This window comes from Phycicoccus sp. HDW14, from assembly GCF_011383005.1.
GTDB lineage: Bacteria > Actinomycetota > Actinomycetes > Actinomycetales > Dermatophilaceae > Phycicoccus.
In genome coordinates, this window is sequence record NZ_CP049935.1 from 1,029,250 (window position 1) to 1,048,537 (window position 19,288).

The 19,288-nt window shown below is 74.5% G+C and carries 19 protein-coding genes and 4 pseudogenes; 13 read left to right on the forward strand and 10 right to left on the reverse strand.

Annotated features, from left to right (window positions below):
- Positions 1-150 precede the first annotated feature (150 nt).
- The 3 genes and pseudogenes from G7075_RS22480 to lpdA all read right to left on the reverse strand — a co-directional run.
- A pseudogene (locus tag G7075_RS22480) lies at positions 151-483 on the reverse strand (NAD-dependent epimerase/dehydratase family protein); the annotation flags it as partial.
- Positions 484-505: 22 nt separating this feature from the next.
- Positions 506-2,452, reverse strand: coding sequence for a 2-oxoglutarate dehydrogenase, E2 component, dihydrolipoamide succinyltransferase (sucB, locus tag G7075_RS05130; RefSeq protein ID WP_166119534.1), 1,947 nt, complete (start codon positions 2,450-2,452; stop codon positions 506-508).
- Positions 2,453-2,491: 39 nt separating this feature from the next.
- Entirely contained in the window at positions 2,492-3,874 is a 1,383-nt protein-coding gene (gene lpdA / locus G7075_RS05135) for a dihydrolipoyl dehydrogenase (RefSeq protein ID WP_166119536.1), read from the reverse strand.
- Positions 3,875-4,035: 161 nt separating this feature from the next.
- On the opposite strand from lpdA, the gene G7075_RS05140 reads away from it, so the two are divergent.
- Both G7075_RS05140 and G7075_RS05145 read left to right on the forward strand, forming a co-directional pair.
- A complete protein-coding gene (locus G7075_RS05140; RefSeq protein ID WP_166119539.1) occupies positions 4,036-4,362 on the forward strand; it encodes a hypothetical protein in 327 nt (108 codons plus the stop codon).
- A gap of 72 nt (positions 4,363-4,434) precedes the next feature.
- On the forward strand, positions 4,435-4,629 hold the full coding sequence (locus G7075_RS05145; protein WP_166119542.1) for a DUF5302 domain-containing protein: 195 nt from the start codon (positions 4,435-4,437) through the stop codon (positions 4,627-4,629).
- 75 nt (positions 4,630-4,704) lie between these two features.
- On the opposite strand, the pseudogene G7075_RS05150 reads toward G7075_RS05145, so the two are convergent.
- Both G7075_RS05150 and G7075_RS22485 read right to left on the reverse strand, forming a co-directional pair.
- Positions 4,705-5,831: pseudogene (locus tag G7075_RS05150) on the reverse strand (M17 family metallopeptidase).
- Between the two features lie 32 nt (positions 5,832-5,863).
- A pseudogene (locus tag G7075_RS22485) lies at positions 5,864-6,226 on the reverse strand (M17 family peptidase N-terminal domain-containing protein); the annotation flags it as partial.
- A gap of 57 nt (positions 6,227-6,283) precedes the next feature.
- On the opposite strand from G7075_RS22485, the pseudogene gcvT reads away from it, so the two are divergent.
- Together gcvT and G7075_RS05160 are read left to right on the forward strand one after the other, a co-directional pair.
- A pseudogene (gene gcvT / locus G7075_RS05155) lies at positions 6,284-7,386 on the forward strand (glycine cleavage system aminomethyltransferase GcvT).
- A complete protein-coding gene (locus G7075_RS05160; protein WP_166119544.1) occupies positions 7,383-7,598 on the forward strand; it encodes a hypothetical protein in 216 nt (71 codons plus the stop codon). Before gcvT ends, G7075_RS05160 begins: the two are co-directional and overlap by 4 nt.
- A 19-nt stretch (positions 7,599-7,617) precedes the next feature.
- On the opposite strand, the gene G7075_RS05165 is transcribed toward G7075_RS05160, so the two are convergent.
- Positions 7,618-8,199, reverse strand: a complete 582-nt coding sequence (locus G7075_RS05165; RefSeq protein ID WP_166119547.1) for a DUF3043 domain-containing protein — start codon at positions 8,197-8,199, stop codon at positions 7,618-7,620.
- 151 nt (positions 8,200-8,350) lie between these two features.
- On the opposite strand from G7075_RS05165, the gene G7075_RS05170 reads away from it, so the two are divergent.
- The 4 genes from G7075_RS05170 to G7075_RS05185 are packed head-to-tail and all read left to right on the forward strand — an operon-like array spanning position 8,351 to position 11,512.
- Positions 8,351-9,646, forward strand: coding sequence for a dipeptidase (locus G7075_RS05170; protein ID WP_166124226.1), 1,296 nt, complete (start codon positions 8,351-8,353; stop codon positions 9,644-9,646).
- Between the two features lie 49 nt (positions 9,647-9,695).
- Positions 9,696-10,685, forward strand: a complete 990-nt coding sequence (locus tag G7075_RS05175; protein WP_166124227.1) for a glutathione S-transferase family protein — start codon at positions 9,696-9,698, stop codon at positions 10,683-10,685.
- A 58-nt stretch (positions 10,686-10,743) separates the two neighbouring features.
- On the forward strand, positions 10,744-10,971 hold the full coding sequence (locus tag G7075_RS05180; RefSeq protein ID WP_166119550.1) for a hypothetical protein: 228 nt from the start codon (positions 10,744-10,746) through the stop codon (positions 10,969-10,971).
- A complete protein-coding gene (locus G7075_RS05185) occupies positions 10,964-11,512 on the forward strand; it encodes a hypothetical protein (RefSeq protein ID WP_240917900.1) in 549 nt (182 codons plus the stop codon). The genes G7075_RS05180 and G7075_RS05185 overlap by 8 nt, the downstream gene beginning before the upstream one ends.
- Before the next feature lie 38 nt (positions 11,513-11,550).
- On the opposite strand, the gene nadA is transcribed toward G7075_RS05185, so the two are convergent.
- Complete coding sequence (gene nadA / locus G7075_RS05190; protein ID WP_166119552.1) at positions 11,551-12,747, reverse strand: quinolinate synthase NadA; 1,197 nt, start codon at positions 12,745-12,747, stop codon at positions 11,551-11,553.
- Positions 12,748-12,765: 18 nt separating this feature from the next.
- On the reverse strand, positions 12,766-13,281 hold the full coding sequence (locus tag G7075_RS05195; protein WP_166119555.1) for a DinB family protein: 516 nt from the start codon (positions 13,279-13,281) through the stop codon (positions 12,766-12,768).
- 148 nt (positions 13,282-13,429) lie between these two features.
- Between G7075_RS05195 and G7075_RS05200 the strand changes: the two genes are divergently transcribed.
- From G7075_RS05200 to aat, 4 genes are all read left to right on the forward strand, one after another.
- Positions 13,430-14,596, forward strand: coding sequence for a glycerate kinase (locus tag G7075_RS05200; RefSeq protein ID WP_166119557.1), 1,167 nt, complete (start codon positions 13,430-13,432; stop codon positions 14,594-14,596).
- Between the two features lie 201 nt (positions 14,597-14,797).
- Complete coding sequence (locus tag G7075_RS05205; protein WP_166119560.1) at positions 14,798-15,100, forward strand: iron-sulfur cluster assembly accessory protein; 303 nt, start codon at positions 14,798-14,800, stop codon at positions 15,098-15,100.
- Positions 15,101-15,175: 75 nt separating this feature from the next.
- On the forward strand, positions 15,176-16,159 hold the full coding sequence (locus G7075_RS05210; protein WP_166119563.1) for a carbohydrate kinase family protein: 984 nt from the start codon (positions 15,176-15,178) through the stop codon (positions 16,157-16,159).
- 11 nt (positions 16,160-16,170) lie between these two features.
- Entirely contained in the window at positions 16,171-16,878 is a 708-nt protein-coding gene (gene aat / locus G7075_RS05215) for a leucyl/phenylalanyl-tRNA--protein transferase (RefSeq protein WP_166119565.1), read from the forward strand.
- Here the strand turns inward: aat and G7075_RS05220 are convergent.
- On the reverse strand, positions 16,833-17,081 hold the full coding sequence (locus tag G7075_RS05220; protein ID WP_166119567.1) for a sulfurtransferase TusA family protein: 249 nt from the start codon (positions 17,079-17,081) through the stop codon (positions 16,833-16,835). The two genes, aat and G7075_RS05220, sit on opposite strands and share 46 nt — an antisense overlap.
- The gene (locus G7075_RS20835; protein ID WP_240917901.1) at positions 17,078-17,653 is read right to left on the reverse strand and encodes an aminotransferase class V-fold PLP-dependent enzyme; all 576 of its coding nucleotides are present in this window, start codon (positions 17,651-17,653) and stop codon (positions 17,078-17,080) included. The genes G7075_RS05220 and G7075_RS20835 overlap by 4 nt, the downstream gene beginning before the upstream one ends.
- Positions 17,654-18,333: 680 nt before the next feature.
- Between G7075_RS20835 and coxB the strand changes: the two genes are divergently transcribed.
- On the forward strand, positions 18,334-19,218 hold the full coding sequence (gene coxB / locus G7075_RS05230; RefSeq protein WP_371814186.1) for a cytochrome c oxidase subunit II: 885 nt from the start codon (positions 18,334-18,336) through the stop codon (positions 19,216-19,218).
- The last annotated feature ends 70 nt before the right edge of the window (positions 19,219-19,288 follow it).

Consider the following 19,288-nt stretch of genomic DNA (forward strand, 5'->3'; position numbering starts at 1 on the left):
GGTGCGGATCAGCGCGACCGAGGCGCCGGCCTCCACGGCCGGCCGCGTGCACGCCTCCCAGGCTGCGGTGACGTCGCTGAGGAAGCCGGTGCCCACAGGGCTGGCCTCGGTGAGCTCCTCCTCGCCGCGGTCCCCGTAGAACCCCACCGCGGACCCGGAGACCAGGCGCACGGCGTGGTCCGCGGACGCGACCGCCGAGGCCACCGCGGTCGTGGAGTCGGTGCGCGAGGCGAGCACCTCGCGCTTGTAGTCGGGCGTCCAGCGCTTGTCGCCGACCCCCACACCGGCGAGGTTGACCACCGCGTCGACCCCGTCGAGCACGGCGGGGTCGAGGTGGCGCGACGCGGGGTCCCACCGCACCTCGTCGGCGGCACGCGGGGCGCGGCGCACGAGGCGCACCACCTCGTCGCCGCGCTGCGTGAGCGCGGCGACGAGGGCGGTGCCGATGAGACCGGAGGACCCGGTGATCGCGATGCGGCTCATGGTGGGCCCGGGTCGACGCCGGTCAGAGACCGAGGTCGGCCTCGAAGGCACCTTCCTCGAGGCGCTGCTTCATCGTCGTGAGGAAGCGCGCGGCGTCGGCGCCGTCGACGATGCGGTGGTCGTACGACAGCGCCAGGTAGACCATCGAGCGGATCGCGATGGTCTCGCCCTCGTCGCCGGTGACGACGATGGGCCGCTTGACGACCGACCCCGTGCCGAGGATGGCGACCTGCGGCTGGTTGATGATCGGCGTGTCGAACAGCGCTCCGCGAGAACCGGTGTTGGTGATGGTGAAGGTTCCGCCGGCGAGGTCGTCGGGCATGATCTTGTTGCTGCGCGTGCGGTCGGCGACGTCGGCGATGCCGCGGGCCAGGCCGGCGATGTTGAGGTCGCCGGCGTTCTTGAGCACGGGCACCAGCAGGCCCTTCTCGGTGTCGACCGCGACGCCCAGGTGCTCGGCGCCGTGGTAGGTCACCTCGTCGTCCTCGATGCTTGCGTTGACCGTCGGGTGGGCCTTGAGGGCCTCGACCGCGGCGAGCGCGAAGAACGGCAGGAACGAGAGCTTGGTGCCCTCGCGCTGCGCGAAGTCGCCCTTCGCGCGGTCGCGCAGCCGGGCGATGCGGGTGACGTCGACCTCGACGACCGTCGTCAGCTGGGCCGAGACCTGGAGCGACTCGACCATCCGGCGGGCGATGGTGCGGCGCAGGCGCGACATCTTCTCGGTCGTCCCGCGCTTGGAGGAGGTCTCCGGGGCCGAGGCCGCGGGGGCGGAGGCCGCCGGGGTCGTGGCCGGCTCGGCCGCCTGCGGGGCGGGCTCGGGCTCGGGGGCCTTCTGGGCCTCGGCGGCCGCGAGCACGTCCTGCTTGCGGATGCGCCCGCCGATGCCGCTGCCGGTGAGGGTGGCCAGGTCGATGCCGCGGTCGGCGGCCAGCTTGCGGACCAGCGGTGTCACGTAGGCGCTGGCGTCGTCGGAGCCACCCGAGGCCGTCCCCGAGGCGGGGGCGGTGGACGTGGGCGCCGGGGCAGCGGGGGCCTCGTCGGCCTGCGCGGCGGCGGTGTCGGGGACCTGCTGCGGCGGGGCCTCCTCGGCCGGGGCCGGCTCGGGGCCTTCTCCTCGGCGGCCGGCGGCTGGGGGCGGGCTCGGGCTGGTCCTCCTTGGCGGGGACCTCCTCGGCCGGGGCCTCCTGCTGCACGGCGGGCTCCTGCTCCGCGGCGGGCGCGGGGGCGCTGCCGCCACCGGACCCCCGACGACGGCGAGGTCGGCGCCGACCGGGACCGTCTCGTCCTCCTGGACGAGGATCGAGGTCAGCGTGCCCGCGACGGGGGAGGGGATCTCGGTGTCGACCTTGTCGGTGGAGACCTCGAGGAGCGGCTCGTCGACGGCGACCTCGTCGCCCTCGGCCTTGAGCCAGCGGGTCACCGTGCCCTCGGTGACGGACTCGCCGAGCGCCGGCATCTGCACGGTGGTGCCACCGCCGGAACCACCGGAGCCGCCGGAGTCGCCACTGCCCGAACCGTTCTCGTCGGCGGAGGCCGCGGGCTCGGCGGCCGGCTGCTCGTCGCCGGCGTCGGACTGCGGCTCGGCGGGCTCCTGGCCACCCTCGTCGCCGGCCTCCGCGACGGCACCGGCGTCGGCGGGGTCGGACACCTCGTCGGCGGGGCCGTCGGAGGACTCGGCCGGGGCCGGCTCGGACGCCGGGGCGTCGCCGCCGGAGTCGCCGCCGGACGGGGCGCCCTCACCGATGACGGCGAGGTCGGCGCCGACGGGGACGGTGTCGTCCTCCTCGACGAGGATCTCTTGGAGGACACCGGCCACGGGGGAGGGGATCTCGGTGTCGACCTTGTCGGTGGAGACCTCGAGCAGCGGCTCGTCGACCGCGACCTCGTCGCCGACACCCTTCAACCACCGCGTCACGGTCCCCTCGGTGACGGACTCGCCGAGTGCGGGCATCTGTACACGTTCGGACATCAGTGGTGCTCTCCTTCGTGGGCGGTGGCGGTCATCACTCTAGTTGTGCGTGTGGAGGGGCTTGCCGGCGAGCGCCAGGTGGGCCTCGCCGAGCGCCTCGTTCTGGGTCGGGTGGGCGTGGACGAAGGCGGCGACGTCCTCGGCATGGGCCTCCCAGCCGACGATGAGCTGGGCCTCGCCGACCTGCTCGCCCATCCGCGAGCCGACCATGTGGACGCCGACGACCGGCCCGTCGGCGACGCGCACGAGCTTGACGAAGCCCTGCGTGCCGAGGATCTGGCTCTTGCCGTTGCCGCCGAGGTTGTACTCGTAGGCCTCGACCGCGTCGCCGTGCACCGCGCGCGCCTGCTCCTCGGTGAGGCCGACCGAGGCCACCTCGGGGTCGCAGTACGTGACACGCGGGATGGTGGTCTCGTCGAGGGGCGCCGGGTCGAGGCCGGCGATCGCCTCGGCGACGTAGATGCCCTGGGCGAAGCCGCGGTGGGCCAGCTGGAGGCCCGGCACGATGTCCCCGACGGCCCACAGGCCCTCGACCCCCGTGCGGCACGGCCCGTCCGGCACGACGAAGCCGCGCTCCAGCCGGACACCGGCCTCCTCGTAGCCGAGCCCGTCGGTGACCGGTCCGCGGCCGACGGCGACGAGCAGCAGGTCGGCCTCGAGCTCGGTGCCGTCCTCGAGCCGCACGGTGACGGCGTCGGCGCCGTCCTCGGCCGAGGCGAAGCGGACGCCGGTGCGCACGGTGATGCCGCGCTTGCGGAAGGCCCGCTCCAGCGCCGTCGACGACGCGGGGTCCTCGGCGGCGACGAGCCGCGGCAGCGCCTCGACGACCGTGACCTCGGAGCCGAACGAGCGCAGGACCGAGGCGAACTCGACCCCGATGACCCCGCCGCCGAGGACGACGACGCGGGCCGGAACCTCGTCGAGCCCGAGGGCCTGGTCGCTGGTCATCACCCGGCCGCCGACCTCGAGGCCGGGCAGCGTGCGGGCGTAGGAGCCGGTGGCGAGGACGACGTGGCGCCCCACGAGCGTGCGGTCGCCGACGACGACGGAGTGCGGCCCGTCGAGCCGCCCCGCCCCCTCGACGTAGTCGATCTTCCGCGCCTTGACGAGCCCCTGGAGCCCCTTGTGCAGCCGGGCGACGACGCCCTCGCGGTAGGAGCGGACCCCCGGCATGTCGATTCCCTCGAGCGTCGCACGCACGCCGAAGCGTCCGGCCTCGCGCGCGGCATCGGCGACCTCCGCCGCGTGCAGCAGCGCCTTGGTCGGGATGCACCCGCGGTGCAGGCAGGTGCCGCCGAGGAGGTCCTTCTCGACGAGGGCGACGGAGAGGCCGAGCTCGGCGGCGCGCAGGGCGCACGCGTAGCCCCCGCTCCCTCCTCCGAGGACGACGACGTCATGGGTGGGTTCGGCGGTGGCCGGCATCCGGTGCTGCTCCCTCTCGCGGTGGCGGGTCGTGGCCCGGCGTCAGGTGGGTGGGTGGCGCCGGCGCTGCCCCGCATCCTGTCACTCCCGACGACGCGGCACGAGGCGGCGTCGCGCGGTGGACGCCGTCGGCGCGCAGGTCCTGCCCTTATCGTGTGCGCATGGCGTGGTGGAGACGCGGCCGGAGCCGGAAGGCGGCGCCGCACGACGGCAGCGACCTCGCGAGCGCGCGGACGCACCTGCAGGAGTTCGTGCGCAGCCGGCGGGGGGTCGAGGCGTACGTCGAGCCGGCCACCAACGTCACGGCCACGACCGTCGTCCTCATCGCGCACGACGGGGAGTGGACCCGTCGAGCCCTGCCGACGCGCCCGCAGGCCTTCGAGGTCGCGCGTGGCCTCGAGGTACCGGTCTACGACGTCAACCTCACGGGCTACCCGGCGCGGATGCGCGCCTGGACCACCCGTCAGCGCCGCGAGGGACGCGCCTGAGCAAAGTGGTGGCCACCTCGCCCCGTTCGTGCGAGCGTGGGGTCACGATCCGCCGACGGAAGGACCGCACCGATGAGCTCCAAGGACCGACCCCGCGCCGCCGTGCCCGACGACGTCAAGGCCCGGTTCAAGGCCGCGCTGGAGAAGAAGCAGGCCCACGGCGGGACCGACGTCTCCGACACCGCGGAGCACGGCAAGGTCGACCACGCCCACGGCCCCGAGACCAGCGCCCGCCAGCAGATGTTCCGCCGCAAGAGCGGCGGCTGACCCGGCCCGGACGCACCGACGGCGGGCACCCCTGACCGGGGGTGCCCGCCGTCGTCGTGCCGGGAGGGTGCGGCGTCAGGCGCGGTGCCCCTCGACGAGGGTGACGAGGGTCGAGACGCCGAACCCGGTGCCGCCCTTGGGGGTCCGGCCGCGCGGGCCCTTCTCGTTGTACGACGGTCCGGCGATGTCGACGTGGGCCCAGTCGATGCCCTCGCCGACGAACTCCTGGAGGAAGATCCCGGCGGTGAGCATGCCGCCGGCCCGGTCGCCCTTGTGCGCGAGGTCGGCGGTGGGGGTGTCGAGCTTGGCGCGCATCGCCGCCGGCAGCGGCATCGGCCAGGCGCCCTCACCGGCGGCGTCGGCGGCGGCGACGACCGTGGCGCGGAAGTCGTCGTCGTTGGCCATGACGCCCGCGATGTCGTCGCCGAGGGCGATCATCTGGGCGCCGGTGAGCGTCGCGATGTCGACGATCCAGTCGGGCTTCTTCTCGCTCGCGAGGCAGATGCCGTCGCCGAGCACCATCCGGCCCTCGGCGTCGGTGTCGAGGATCTCGACGCTCGTGCCGTCGCGCATCACGACGACGTCGCTCGGGCGCTGCGCGGTGCCGCCGGGCATGTTCTCGGCGAGGCAGAGGTAGCCGGTGACGGCCACCGGGCCGCCGAGCTCGGCGGCGGCCAGGACGGCCGCGGCGACGGCGGCGGCGCCCGCCATGTCGGACTTCATCGTCACCATGCCGCTGCTCGGCTTGAGGTTGAGGCCGCCGGAGTCGAAGGTGATGCCCTTGCCGACGAGCGCGACCGAGCCCTTGGCGCCCGAGGGGCGTAGGACATCGTGACGATGCGCGGCGGGTTGACCGAGCCCTGGCCGACACCGGTGATGCCGCCGAAGCCGCCCTTGGCGAGCGCCTTCTCGTCGAGGACCGACACGGTGACCTTCGCGGGGAGGCGGCGACCCGCTTGCGGACCGCCTCGGTGAAGGACTGCGGGAAGAGCAGGTTCGGCGGGGTGTTGACGAGGTCGCGGGCCCAGTCGCGGGCCGCGCCGATGGTGGCCGCGCGGGCCACGGCGTCCTTGACCGCCTTGGCCTGGCCGGCGCCGGAGACCACGGTGACCTTCGGTCCCGCGGTGGTCCTGGTGGCGGCCCCGCGCCCGCGGCGCCCGGGGAACGGAGCGGCCTTGTCGTAGACGTACGTGCCGGCCCACGCGCCGTCGGCGACGGCCGAGACGCTCTCGACGTCGGGGGTCGGCAGGGCCACGCCGACGCTCTTCTTGCCGCGCACGGCGCGCAGCGCCACGGCCGCGGCGTCCCGCAGCACGGTGTGGGCGAAGGCGGTGCTCGAGGTGTCGCCCTCACCGAGGCCGGTGACGACCACCGAGGTGGCCTTGACCCCGGGGACGGCCACGACGCGGTGGACCTCCTCGGCCCGGCCGGTGGCCTCGAGGTCGGCGAGCACCGCCTGGAGGTGGACGACCGCCTTGCGCGGCAGCCCGTGCCCGGAGGCGAGGTCGGCGCCGTCGGAGGTGCGGACCGACCCGACGACGAGGGCGTCGACGGGCAGGTCTGCGGAGGTCTTGGTCGTCACGGTCAGTGATGTCATGTCGGCAGACTATCCGGGGCGGTGGGGCCCCTCGCGGGGCGCGGTAACGTGCCCACCATGACCGACCTCAAGCACTCGCCGATCCACGACCGGCACGTGGCGCTCGGCGCCAAGATGGCCGACTTCGGGGGTGGTCGATGCCCATCGAGTACCCCGGCGGCGGGGTCGTCGCCGAGCACACGGCGGTGCGCGAGCGCGTCGGGCTCTTCGACGTCAGCCACCTCGGCAAGGCCCGGGTGTCCGGCCCGGGCGCGGCCGGCTTCGTCAACGCCTGCCTCACCAACGACCTGCGCCGCATCGGTCCGGGCCAGGCGCAGTACACGATGTGCTGCACCGAGGACGGCGGGGTCGTCGACGACCTCATCCAGTACCTGCGCAGCGACGAGGACGTCTTCCTCATCCCCAACGCCGCGAACACCGCCCGGGTCGTCGAGCTGCTGGCCGCCGCCGCGCCCGAGGGGGTCACCGTCGAGGACCTCCACGAGGGCTACGGCGTCCTCGCGGTGCAGGGTCCGCGCTCGGACGAGGTGCTCACCCGGCTCGGCCTGCCCGTCGACCACGACTACATGAGCTTCGTCGAGACGCAGTGGGAGGGGCTGCCGGTCATCGTCTGCCGCACCGGCTACACGGGGGAGCGCGGCTACGAGATCGTGCCCGCCTGGGACGTCACGGGCTCGGTCTGGGACGCGCTCGCCGAGGCCGTCGCCGCCGAGGGCGGGCTGCCCGCGGGCCTCGGCGCCCGCGACACGCTGCGCACCGAGATGGGCTACCCGCTGCACGGCAACGACCTGTCCCTCGAGATCACCCCGGTGATGGCCGGGGCGGCCTGGGCGGTCGGCTGGGACAAGGACACGTTCTGGGGCAAGGAGGCCCTCGTCGCCGAGCGGGCGGCCAAGGAGACCCGGCTGATGCGCGGCCTCGTCGTCACCGGACGCGGCATCCCCCGCTCGCACTGCGAGGTGCGCGACGCGTCCGGCGCCCTCGTCGGCGAGGTCACCTCGGGCACGTTCTCGCCCACCCGCAAGCAGGGCATCGCCCTCGCCCTGCTCGACCGCTCGGTCACCCTCGGTGACGAGGTCGTCGTCGACGTCCGCGGGCGCGAGGTCTCCGCGACGGTCAGCAAGCCGCCGTTCGTCGAGGCGGGAGTGCGGTCGTCGTGAGCGAGCAGTGGACCTGGACCTTCGAGGACGCCTCCGGGGCACCGGTCACGGGGGAGCCGACGACCACGACGTCCTTCCCGACGCAGTCCGACGCCGAGAGCTGGTTCGGCGAGGTGTGGCGCGAGCTGGGCGACGCCGGCGTGGCCGGGGTGACCCTGTACCGCGACGGCGTGGTGGTCTACGGGCCGATGAGCCTCGAGGCCGCGCCCTGACCCTCGCCGGGGAGCCGGCTCAGGACGGGTACTGGCCGCGGGCGACCTGCGGCTTGGGCATCCGCTGGCGGCGCAGCTGGAAGACGCGCATCACCGCGTAGGCCACCGCGCCGCGCGGCACGGCGTCGGCGCCGAACTTCGCGACGATGCGCTTCTTGAGGCCGCGCCACATGAGCACGCTGTCGATGACGACGGCGAGCACGGACGCCCAGGTGAGCGCGACGCTGATCGTGAAGATCGTCTGCTGGCGCACGAGCGAGAGCGCGAGGACGACGAGCATGATCGGCAGGAGGAACTCGCCGAGGTTGCGCCGGGCGTCGACGTAGTCGCGGATGTAGCGCTTCACCGGACCCTTGTCGCGCGGCGGCAAGCCGGCCTCGTCACCGGTCTCGAGGGCCTTGCGCGTGCGGGCCAGCTGCTCGCGGCGCTTCTGGCGCTCGATCTGCTTGGCCTCCTTGCGGTCGGCGACGACCAGCGGCTGGCGCCGGGCCGCCTCCTGGTCGCGACGCTTGGGCGTCGGCCGGTTCTTCGCGCCCTCGCGCGACGGGGCCAGCGCCTCGTCGGCGAGCTTCTCGTTGGTGGTCTTGCTGCGTCCGAACACGAGGACAACTCTAGGTGCTCGCCGGGGGTGGCCCGTCGAGGGCGGGAGCCGGGCCCCTGCGGCGGTCGCGGGCTGGGTAGGGTCGGGCGGCGTGACCGACGTGCTCAGCGACGACCAGACCAGCGCCCTGCGCGACCGCATCCGCGACCTCATGCCGCAGGTGCGCGCCGACCTCGAGGCCCTGACCCGCATCCCCTCCGTCTCCCTCGACGCCTTCGACCAGGCCCACGTCGACGCGAGCGCGGAGGCCACGGCCGCCCTGCTGCGCGCCGAGGGGCTCGACGTCGAGATCGTCCGCGAGGGCGGGCGGCCGGCGGTCATCGGCCACCGCGACGGTCCGCCCGGCTCGCGCACGGTGATGCTCTACGCCCACCACGACGTCCAGCCGCCCGGCGACGACACCCTCTGGGACAGCCCCCCGTTCGTGCCCACCGAGCGCGACGGGCGGCTGTACGGCCGGGGTGCCGCGGACGACAAGGCCGGGATCATGGCCCACGTCGCCGCCCTGCGCGCCCACGGCGACGACCTGCCCGTCGGCGTCACGGTCTTCGTCGAGGGTGAGGAGGAGGTCGGCTCGGACTCGCTGGCCACCATCCTCGAGCGGCACGGCGAGAAGCTGCGGGCCGACGCCATCGTCCTCGCCGACTCGACCAACTGGGCGATCGGCGAGCCGGCCCTCACGACGACCCTGCGCGGGATGATCCGCGTCGTCGTCACGGTGCGCACGCTCGACCACGGCATCCACTCCGGGATGTTCGGCGGCGCCGTACCCGACGCCCTGACCGCGCTCGTGCGGCTCCTGGCGACCATGCACGACGACGCCGGCGCCGTGGCCGTCGAGGGGCTGCGCTCCGGCGTGGCCGCCGACCTCGACTACCCCGAGTCGCGGCTGCGCGAGGAGTCCGGGCTGCTCGACGGCGTCTCGACGATCGGCACGGGCTCGCTGCTCTCGCGCATCTGGACCCAGCCGTCGATCACGACGATCGGCATCGACGCCCCCTCGGTCGTGGAGTCCTCGAACACGCTGGTGCCGAGCGCCTCGGCGAAGGTCTCGATGCGCATCGCCCCCGACGAGGACGACATGGAGGCCTTTGCCCTCCTCAAGGCCCACCTCGAGCAGCACGCGCCGTGGGGTGCGCAGGTCGACGTGCACCTCGACGACCGCGGGCTCGGGTTCGCCGCCGACGCGGAGGGACCGGTCTACGACCAGGCCCGCGCTGCCTTCGCCGACGCGTGGGGCGTGCCGCCGGTCGACATCGGCGTCGGCGGGTCCATCCCGTTCGTCGCCGCGTTCGCCGAGCAGTTCCCGGAGGCGGCCATCCTCGTCACCGGGGTCGAGGACCCCGACGCCCGGGCCCACGGCGCGAACGAGTCGCTGCACCTCGGCGAGTTCGAGCGGGTCTGCGTCGCCGAGGCCGTCCTGCTCGCCCGGCTCGGGGCGCTCTGATGGCCGGGGCACCTACGTCGAGGAGTCCTTCGAGCGCGACACGAACTACATCGAGGACCGCATCACCGTCGACGGCGCAGGCGAGCACGAGTGGCCGGTCGAGGCCGGGCGCTACCGGCTCGTCGTCGCCCGGGCCTGCCCGTGGGCCAACCGGGCGATCATCGTCCGGCGGCTGCTGGGCCTCGAGGAGGTGCTGTCGATGGGGGTCTGCGGCCCGACGCACGACGCCGACAGCTGGACCTTCGACCTCGACCCGGGCGGCCTCGACCCCGTCCTGGGCATCCCGCGCATCAAGGACGCCTACGAGAAGCGGTTCCCGGGCTACCCGCGGGGCATCACGGTGCCGTGCGTCGTCGACGTGCCGAGCGGCAAGGTCGTGACCAACGGCTTCGCGCAGCTGACCCTCGACCTGTCGACGCAGTGGCGCGAGCACCACCGCGAGGGCGCGCCCGACCTCTACCCCGAGGCCCTGCGTGCGGAGATGGACGAGGTGATGCGCCACGTCTACACCGAGGTCAACAACGGGGTCTACCGGTGCGGGTTCGCGGGCACCCAGGCCTCCTACGACGCCGCCTACGAGCGGCTCTGGGCCGCCCTCGACCGGCTCGAGGAGCGCCTCGCGGACCGGCGCTACCTCATGGGCGACGCCATCACCGAGGCCGACGTGCGCCTGTTCACGACCCTGGCCCGCTTCGACGCGGTCTACCACGGGCACTTCAAGTGCAACCGGCAGAAGCTCACCGAGATGCCGGTCCTCTGGGCCTACGCCCGCGACCTCTTCCAGACGCCCGGCTTCGGCGACACCACCGACTTCGTGCACATCAAGAGCCACTACTACGAGGTCCACCGCGACATCAACCCGACCGGTGTCGTGCCCGCCGGCCCCGACCTCGCCGGCTGGGCCACTCCGCACGGGCGCCAGGCGCTCGGCGGCTCGCCGTTCGGTGACGGCACCCCGCCCGGCCCGCCGCCGGCGGGGGAGCGGGTGCCGACGGCGCACGACCCGCACGTCGGGGACGACGGCCTCGTCCACGTCTGAGGGTGCTCGGTGTCAAGGGATGCTTGACATGAGCCGTGCGTCAAGACATTCTTGACGCATGACGACACGACGACTCACCCTCGGGGGCGGCACGGGCCTCGTCCTCGCCGGCCTGGTCACGCTCACCCTCAGCCGGGTCGTGGACTCCGGGTTCGTCCACGGGATGTTCCTCGGCATGACGGTGGCCCTCATGCTCCTCGGTGCCTACGCGCTCGGACGGGGGATGCGCTCCCGCGGCCGCGACGACGCCGGGCTCTGGCGGCCGAGCGAGGACCGTCGTGGGTGACCCCCGCGCCGCCGACCTGCTGGCGGACCGGATCGGTCGCCTGATCCTCGAGTCGGCCGCCCACCAGGACGCCGGCGACCGCACGGACGGCGCCCCCGACCACCTGGTCCTGGTGTCCCGGGCCGCCGACGCGCACGCGGCCACCCGCGGGCTGCTCCAGCAGGCGGTGGCCGCCGCCCGCGCCGACGGGCGCAGCTGGGCCGCCGTGGGCGAGGTGCTCGGCCTCACCCGCCAGGCCGCCCAGCAGCGATTCGGGGTCGGCGACGAGGCGCTCGGGCTGGGGGAGGAGCGCTGGCTCGGGCCGGTCACCGCGTTCGACGAGATGCACGAGCTCGAGATCGCCGGCCGGCAGGGCTGGCGGACCATCGGTGCCGGGATGCTCAAGCACCGGGTGGTGCGCACCGCGACGCGGTGGGAGCACCGGCGCGTGCTGTGGTCGCGCCCGCCGTCGTCGTTCGAGCAGGACGGCTGGCAGGTGGCGGTCCGGGCCTTCCCCTGGGTCTACCTCGTGCGCGACACCGGGCTCCCGGCCGAGGACTGAGGCCCGGTCGGGTCGCCGGGCGCCGGCCGCGTCCGAGGTCAGTCCTTGCTGGTCTCGCCGGGCAGGGCGAGCATCCGGTCGAGGGCGACGCGGGCGTGGTGCGCGACCTCGGGGTCGACGCGGATCGGGTTGACGACCCGGCCGTCGACGAGGGACTCGAGCGCCCAGACGAGGTGCGGCAGGTCGATGCGGTTCATCGTCGAGCAGTAGCAGACGTTCTTCTCGAGGAAGGCGATCCGCTGCTCGGGGAACTGCGCGGCGAGCCGCCGGACGAGGTTGAGCTCGGTGCCGACCGCCCACGCCGTGCCGGCCGGCGCCGCCGCGATGGTCCGGATGATCTTCTCGGTGGAGCCGACCTCGTCGGCGAGCCCGACGACCTCGTGGCGGCACTCGGGGTGGACGATCACCTTCACGTCGGGGATCTCGCGGCGGGCGGCCTCGACGGCCTCGACCGAGAAGCGGCCGTGCACCGAGCAGTGCCCGCGCCACAGGATCATCGTCGCGTCGCGCAGCTGCTCGGGGGTGAGCCCACCCATCGGGCGGTGCGGGTCCCAGACGACGCAGTCCTCGAGCGGGCGGCCGAGGTCGCGCGCGTAGGTGTTGCGGCCGAGGTGCTGGTCGGGGAGGAAGAGGACCTTCCCGCCGTCGCCCGCCTGCTCGAGGGCCCAGGTGAGGGCCGTCTCGGCGTTGGACGAGGTGCAGATGGTGCCGCCGTGCCGCCCGGTGAAGGCCTTGATGGCCGCCGAGGAGTTCATGTACGTGACGGGCACGGTGACGTCGGCGACCCCGGCCTCGACGAGCTCGTCCCAGCACTCCTCGACCTGGTCGATGGCGGCCATGTCGGCCATCGAGCAGCCGGCCGCGAGGTCGGGCAGCACGACGGTCTGGGTGTCGGCGGTGAGGATGTCGGCCGACTCGGCCATGAAGTGCACGCCGCAGAACACGACGAACTCGGCGTCGGGGCGGGCGGCGGCCTCCTTGGCGAGCTTGAAGGAGTCGCCGGTGACGTCGGCGAACTCGATGACCTCGTCGCGCTGGTAGTGGTGGCCGAGGACGAACAGCCGGTCGCCGAGGGCCGCCTTCGCGGCGCGGGCCCGCTCGACGAGACCGGGGTCGGAGGGCGCCGGAAGGTCGCCGGGGCACTCGACGCCGCGCTCGCTGGCGAGGTCGCGGCCCTGCCCGAGGACGAGGAGGGGGAGGCGGTCGGTGCGGGGCGTGCCGGTCGTGGTCGTCACGGCCTCGATGGTAGGCGCTCAGCCCATCGACTTCTGACCGTCGATGCTCTCGCGGAGGATGTCGGCGTGCCCGGTGTGGTGGGCGGTCTCGGCGAGGATGTGGGCGAACACCCGCCTCGCGCTGCGGCGCTCGCCCGGGCGGAACCACGGGGCGGGCGGCAGCGGGTGGTCGGCGGACAGGTCGCAGGTGCGGACCAGCTCGTCGGTGTGCGCGGCGACCTCGCGGTGGAGCGCGACGACCTCCTCGAGGGTCTCGTCCTCGAGGAGGCGGAACTCGCGCTCGCGGGCTGCGTGGTCGGCGTCGTCGCCGGAGGCCATCGAGCCGTGCTCGACGAAGTCGGTCCAGCCGCGCTCGGTGAGGGCGACGTGCTTGACGAGCCCGCCGAGGCAGAGCTCGCTCGCGGTGGGGGTCAGGCGGGCCTGGTCGTCGGTGAGGCCCTCGACCGTGTGCAGGAGGAAGTACCGCTGCTGGGCGAGCGCCTCGAGCATCGCGACGCGCTCGGGGTCGAGGGGGGAACCGGTGGTCTCGGACATGGGCATCCTCTCGTCGGCCGGTCGCCGCTGACCGGTGGCGCCGAAGATAGCGCCGGCCGCCGACAGGCCGGGGCGTCGTCGGTCCACCCCACGGGCCGCCGGGCCGGCAGGGGAGGACCCGGACGGCCGCCACCGATACGCTCGCACCGTGCGCGTGCTCATCGCCCCGGACACCTTCGGCACCACCCTGGGGGCCACCCAGGTGGCCGCCGCGATGGCCGAGGGCTGGGCCGACGGCGCCCCGCACGACGAGGTGCGCCAGCTCCCGCTCTCGAACGGCGGCCCGGGCTTCCTCGACGTCCTCGAGCGCGCCGTCGGCGGCACCATGGTGGCCACGACGGTCAGCGACCCCCTCGGCCGCGAGGTGCCGGCGGCCGTCCTCCTCGCCGACGTCGGTGGCCGGCGCACCGCGTGGGTGGAGGCCGCGCAGGCCAGCGGGCTGCACCTGCTGGCGGCCGACGAGCGCGACCCCCGGGTCACGAGCACGTGGGGGGTGGGCCAGCTGCTCGACACCGCGCTCGCCGAGGGGGCCACCCGGGTCGTCGTCGGCGTCGAGGGCTCGGCGACCAACGACGCCGGGGCCGGGATGCTCGCCGCCCTCGGTGCCGGCCCCGCCGCCGCGCTGGCCCGCGGCGGGCTCGGCCTGCGGGACGCGCCCGCCGACGCCCTCGCCGGCCTGCCCGACGTCCTGGCCCGGTTCGCCGGGGTCGAGGTCGTCCTCGCGACCGACGACCCGACGCCGCTGCTCGGGCTGGCGGGCACGAGCGCGGTCGAGTCGCCCCGCAAGGGCGCCGCGCCCGAGCACGCCCAGGCCCTCGAGGCCGCCCTCGGCCACTTCACCGACCTGCTCGCCCGCACCCTCCCGAGCCCCCCGACCGACCTGCTCACCGGCGCGCCCCGGCGCCTCGACCGCGAACCCGGCGCCGGTGCCGCAGGCGGTCTCGGCTACGCCCTGCTCGCCCTCGGCGCCCGGCACACCGGCGCCGTGTCCGAGGTGCTGCGGGTCACCGGCTTCGACGTCGCCGCGGCGGGCAGCGACCTCGTCGTCACCGCCACCGACCGCCTCGACTGGACCTCGCTGCGGGGGTCGGTCGTCTCCGGGGCCGCCGAGGCCGGGGCGGCCGCCGCCCGCCCGGTCGTCTGCGTCGCCGGCGAGGTGCTCGTCGGCCGCCGCGAGACGATGACCACGGGCCTGGCCGGCTGCTACGCCGTCGCCGACCTGCCGCACGAGGTCGACGCGATGCTCGCCGACCCGGTGGGGACCCTGCGCCGCCGCACCGCGCGGGTCGCCCGCACCTGGTCACCGGCCCGCTGACCACCGACGTCACCGCGGCGACGTATCCTGAACGGGTCCGGGAACAACCGGAGGCCCACCACGGGTTGCACCCCCTGACCGGGCCCGCCCGCCACCTCCACGACAGCACGAGGAGACTCCCTCCATGAGCGACCAGCTCCAGACCACCGAGGCCCCGAGGCCACCACCGAGGTCGCGGCGCACGGCGTCGTCCTCACCGACGTGGCCGCGTCCAAGGTCTCGTCCCTGCTCTCGCAGGAGGGTCGCGACGACCTCCGGCTGCGCGTCGGCGTCCAGCCGGGCGGCTGCTCGGGCCTGATCTACCAGCTCTACTTCGACGAGCGCACCCTCGACGGTGACCTCGTGCGCGACTTCGACGGGGTCGAGGTCGTCGTCGACCGGATGAGCGCCCCCTACCTCGAGGGCGCCACCATCGACTTCTCCGACACCATCGAGAAGCAGGGCTTCACCATCGACAACCCCAACGCGGGCAGCTCCTGCGCCTGCGGCGACAGCTTCAGCTGACGCGACCCGGACGGGCCCGGACCACCTCACGGGGGTCCGGGCCCGTCCGCGTCCCGGGACGGGTAGGTTGCTCGCGTGCAGATCGCCGTCGCCGGGTCCATCGCCACCGACCACCTCATGACCTTCCGCGGGAGGTTCGCCGACTCCCTCGTCGTCGAGCAGCTCGACAAGATCTCGGTCAGCTTCCTCGCCGACCAGCTCGAGATCCGCCGCGGCGGGGTCGCGGGCAACATCTGCTTCGGGATGGCCGTGCTCGGCGCCCGGCCGCTGCTCATCGGCGCGGCCGGCGAGGACTTCGGCGACTACCGCAGCTGGCTGACCCGCCACGGCGTGGTCACCGACCACGTCCACGTCTCCGACACCCAGCACACGGCTCGCTTCGTCTGCACCACCGACGACGACATGGCCCAGATCGCCACCTTCTACGCGGGGGCGATGTCCGAGGCCCGGATGATCGAGCTCGGTCCGATCCACGAGAAGTGGGACCTCGACCTCGTGCTCGTCGGGGCCGACGACCCCGAGGCGATGCTGCGCCACACCGACGAGTGCCGCAACCGGGGCATCCCGTTCATCGCCGACCCCTCGCAGCAGCTGGCCTTCGCCGACGGCCCGTTCATCCGCAAGCTCGTCGACGGCGCCGACTACCTCTTCACCAACGAGTACGAGTCGCACCTGACCTCGACGAAGACCGGCTGGAGCCAGGACGAGATCGACGACCGGGTCACCACCCGCGTCATCACCCTCGGCAAGAACGGCGCCGAGATCCGCACCAAGGGGCAGCCCGCGGTGCACGTGCCCGTCGCGGGTGAGGTCGAGCGCGTCGACCCCACCGGTGTCGGCGACGCCTTCCGGGCCGGCTTCCTCGTCGGGCTCGCCGGTGGCCTCAGCCACGAGCGTTGCGCCCAGATCGGCTCGGTCCTCGCCGCGCACGTCCTCGAGACCGTGGGCACCCAGGAGTACCAGGTCGGCCGGGCGGACTTCCTCGGCCGGGTCACGAGCGCGTACGGCGCCGACGCGGCCGCCGAGATCGGCCCGCTCGTGCGCACCGTCCGGGACTGACCCGAGGCGCCGTGCCCTTCCCTCCCGTCGAGCCGCCGGAGACACCGTGGCAGCTCGACGCGGCGCGGGCCACCGACGGTGACGACCTCGTCGCGGCGGGCGCCGACCTCGAGCCGGGGACCCTGCTGGCCGGGTACCGCCGAGGGCTCTTCCCGATGGGGCTGGGGCCCGACGGCCACGGCACGCTCGGCTGGTGGTCGCCCGACCCGCGCGGCGTGGTGCCCGTCGGCGCCCTGAGGGTGCGGCCCTCCCTGCGCAAGGTGCTGGGCCGCTTCGACGTCACCGTCGACACCGCGTTCGCCGAGGTCCTCGAGGGCTGCGCCGACCCCTCGCGCGACGGCCGCTGGATCACGCCGGAGTTCGTGGCCGCCTACACCCGCCTCCACGAGCTCGGCTGGGCGCACAGCGTCGAGGTGTGGCAGGACGGCGCCCTCGTCGGCGGCCTGTACGGCGTCTCGGTCGGCGGCCTGTTCGCGGGGGAGTCGATGTTCCACCGGGTGCGCGACGCCTCGAAGGTCGCTCTCGTCGAGCTGGTCCGCCGGGCCCACGCCGACGGCGACCCGCGGCGGCTCGTCGACGTCCAGTGGGCGACCGACCACCTGCGCCGGATGGGCGCGCAGGAGTGGCCGCGGCAGCAGTACCTCGACCGGCTCGCCGCCGCGCTCGAGGCCCCTCAGGTCGACCTGGCCGCCGAGCCCCCGCCGACCCGCACGGTGTAGCGGGTCCAGCCGTCCTCGTCCTCGAGGTCGACGGCGTGGCCGCGCATCCGGGCCCAGGCCGGCACGTCGGAGCGGGCGGCGACGTCGTCGGCGAGCAGCACGACGACCGCCCCCGGCGCGAGGTCGCGGGCCACCCGGGCGACCCGGACCACCGGCACGGGGCAGCGCAAGCCGCGGGCGTCGACGAGCGGTGGGGTGCTCACAGGCCCTCGGTGCCCATCCGCCGGCGGACCTCCCGGACCACCTCGGGCAGCGCCGCGCACAGCCGCTCGACGTCGGCGGCGCGTCCGGGCGAGACCGCCTCGAGCGGCAGCACGACCCGCAGGTTGCCGTGGGTGAGGACGCCCATCGCCGCGAGCACGTGGCTCGGCCGCAGCACGCTCGAGGTGCACGCCGACCCCGACGCCACCGCCAGCCCCCGGCGCGCCAGCTCGTCGACGAGCGCCTCACCGTCGGCGAACAGGGCGCTGAAGGTGACGACGTGGGGGAGCCGGTCGACCTCGTGGCCGAGCACCTCGACGTCGTCGACCCCCGCGGCCGCCGTGCGCAGCCGGTCGACGAGCAGCCGCGCGGCCTCGGCGTCGGCCTGCGCGCCGGCCTCGCCCTGGCGCCAGGCCTCGGCGGCGGCCAGCGCGAGCGGCACCCACGGCGTCGCGAGGGCCCGTCCCTGCTCGGCCTCGTGGCGCGGCCCCGGCAGCGACCAGCGGGTGCCCGTGCGCACCGCGAGGAGGCCGAGCGGTGGCCCGCCGAAGGAGGCCGCGTCGGCGACGAGCACCGACCCGCCGCGGGGAGCGGGTCGCGCCCCAGCGAGGCGGTGGCATCGAGGAGCAGCGGCACCCCGGCCTCCCGCGCGGCGGCGTCGACGGGCTCCACCGGCTGGCGCGTGCCCACCTCCCCGTTGGCCACCTGGAGCACGGCCGCCGCCACCCCGGGGTGTCCAGGGCCGCCGCGAAGCCCTCCGCGTCGACCCGCCCGAACCGGTCGACGGCCAGCGGCTCGGCGGCACCGGCCCCCAGGAGCAGGACGGAGCGCTCGGCCGCCCCGAGGACCACGTGCTCGCCGACCCGTCGCCGGGCGTGCAGCAGCCCCTGCAGGCCGACCGAGAGGGCCTCCTCGGCGCTCGCGTGGAGGGAGAGCTCGTCGGGGCGGACCCCGAGCGCACCCGCCAGCACGGCGCGGGCCGTGTCGAGGTGCGCGCGGGCCGCCCGCCCGGGCGCGTGGCGCGCCGAGGGGTCGGCCCAGGACGCCGCGAGGGCGGCTTCGAGGGTGCTCGCCGCGGCGGGGTGCAGGGGTCCCCGGGAGGCGTCGAGCACCCCCTCGGCCGAGGGGGTCCGGAAACCTTCAACAGTGGTGTGCGCCACGGCTTCGACGGTAGCCCCCCTGCATGCCCGGTGAGGTACCCGTGCAGTAGGGTTTGTCGCGATCGTCAGTCCCCCCGACCCGAAGGGTGCAGCGGTGCGCCAGCACGACCTCTCCACGCCCCGTCGCCGGCTCGGCACCTGGGTGCTCATCGGCGCGGCGGGCACCCTCGCGCTCGGTGGCTGTGCCAGCGGCGAGCTGCGCGGCAACGCCTCCACCGGGTGGCTGCCGCCCGCCGTCACCGAGGGGGGCGAGCGCGTCACCTCGCTGTGGATCGGCGCCTGGATCGCGGCGATCGCGGTCGGCCTGCTCGTCATCGGCCTCATCGTCTGGTGCATCGCGGCCTACCGTCGCAAGCACGACGACACCGAGCTGCCCGTGCAGCTGCGGTACAACATCCCGATCGAGATCCTCTACACGGTCGTCCCGATGCTCATGGTCGTCGTGCTCTTCTACTACACGGCCCGCGACGAGTCCTACCTCGTCGACACCTCGAAGAAGCCCGACGTCACGGTCAACGTCATCGGCAAGCAGTGGAGCTGGGACTTCAACTACGTCGAGGACGACGTGCACGAGGTCGGGACGCAGGCCATCCTCACCGGCCAGCCGGGCGCCGAGAAGACCATCCCGACCCTGTACCTCCCCGTCGGCGAGCGGGTCGAGTTCGTGCTCACCGCGCGCGACGTCATCCACTCGTTCTGGGTGCCGGCCTTCCTCCAGAAGATGGACATGATCCCGGGGCGGGTCAACCGCTTCCAGGTCGTCCCGACCCAGGAGGGGCAGTTCAAGGGCAAGTGCGCCGAGCTGTGCGGCGCCTACCACTCCCAGATGCTCTTCAACGTCAAGGTCGTCTCCCGCGCGGAGTACGACCAGCACATGGCCGACCTGCGGGCCGCCGACCAGACGGGCCTGCTGAACAACACGCTCAACCGTGAGCAGCTGATGAAGGGGCAGGACGTCCCCACCGGTGGAGGGAACTGATGAGCGCCGCCAGCGACAGCCCGATGTTCCGTGAGGCCAGCGGGGCCCACGCCCGCAGCCACCGCCTCGC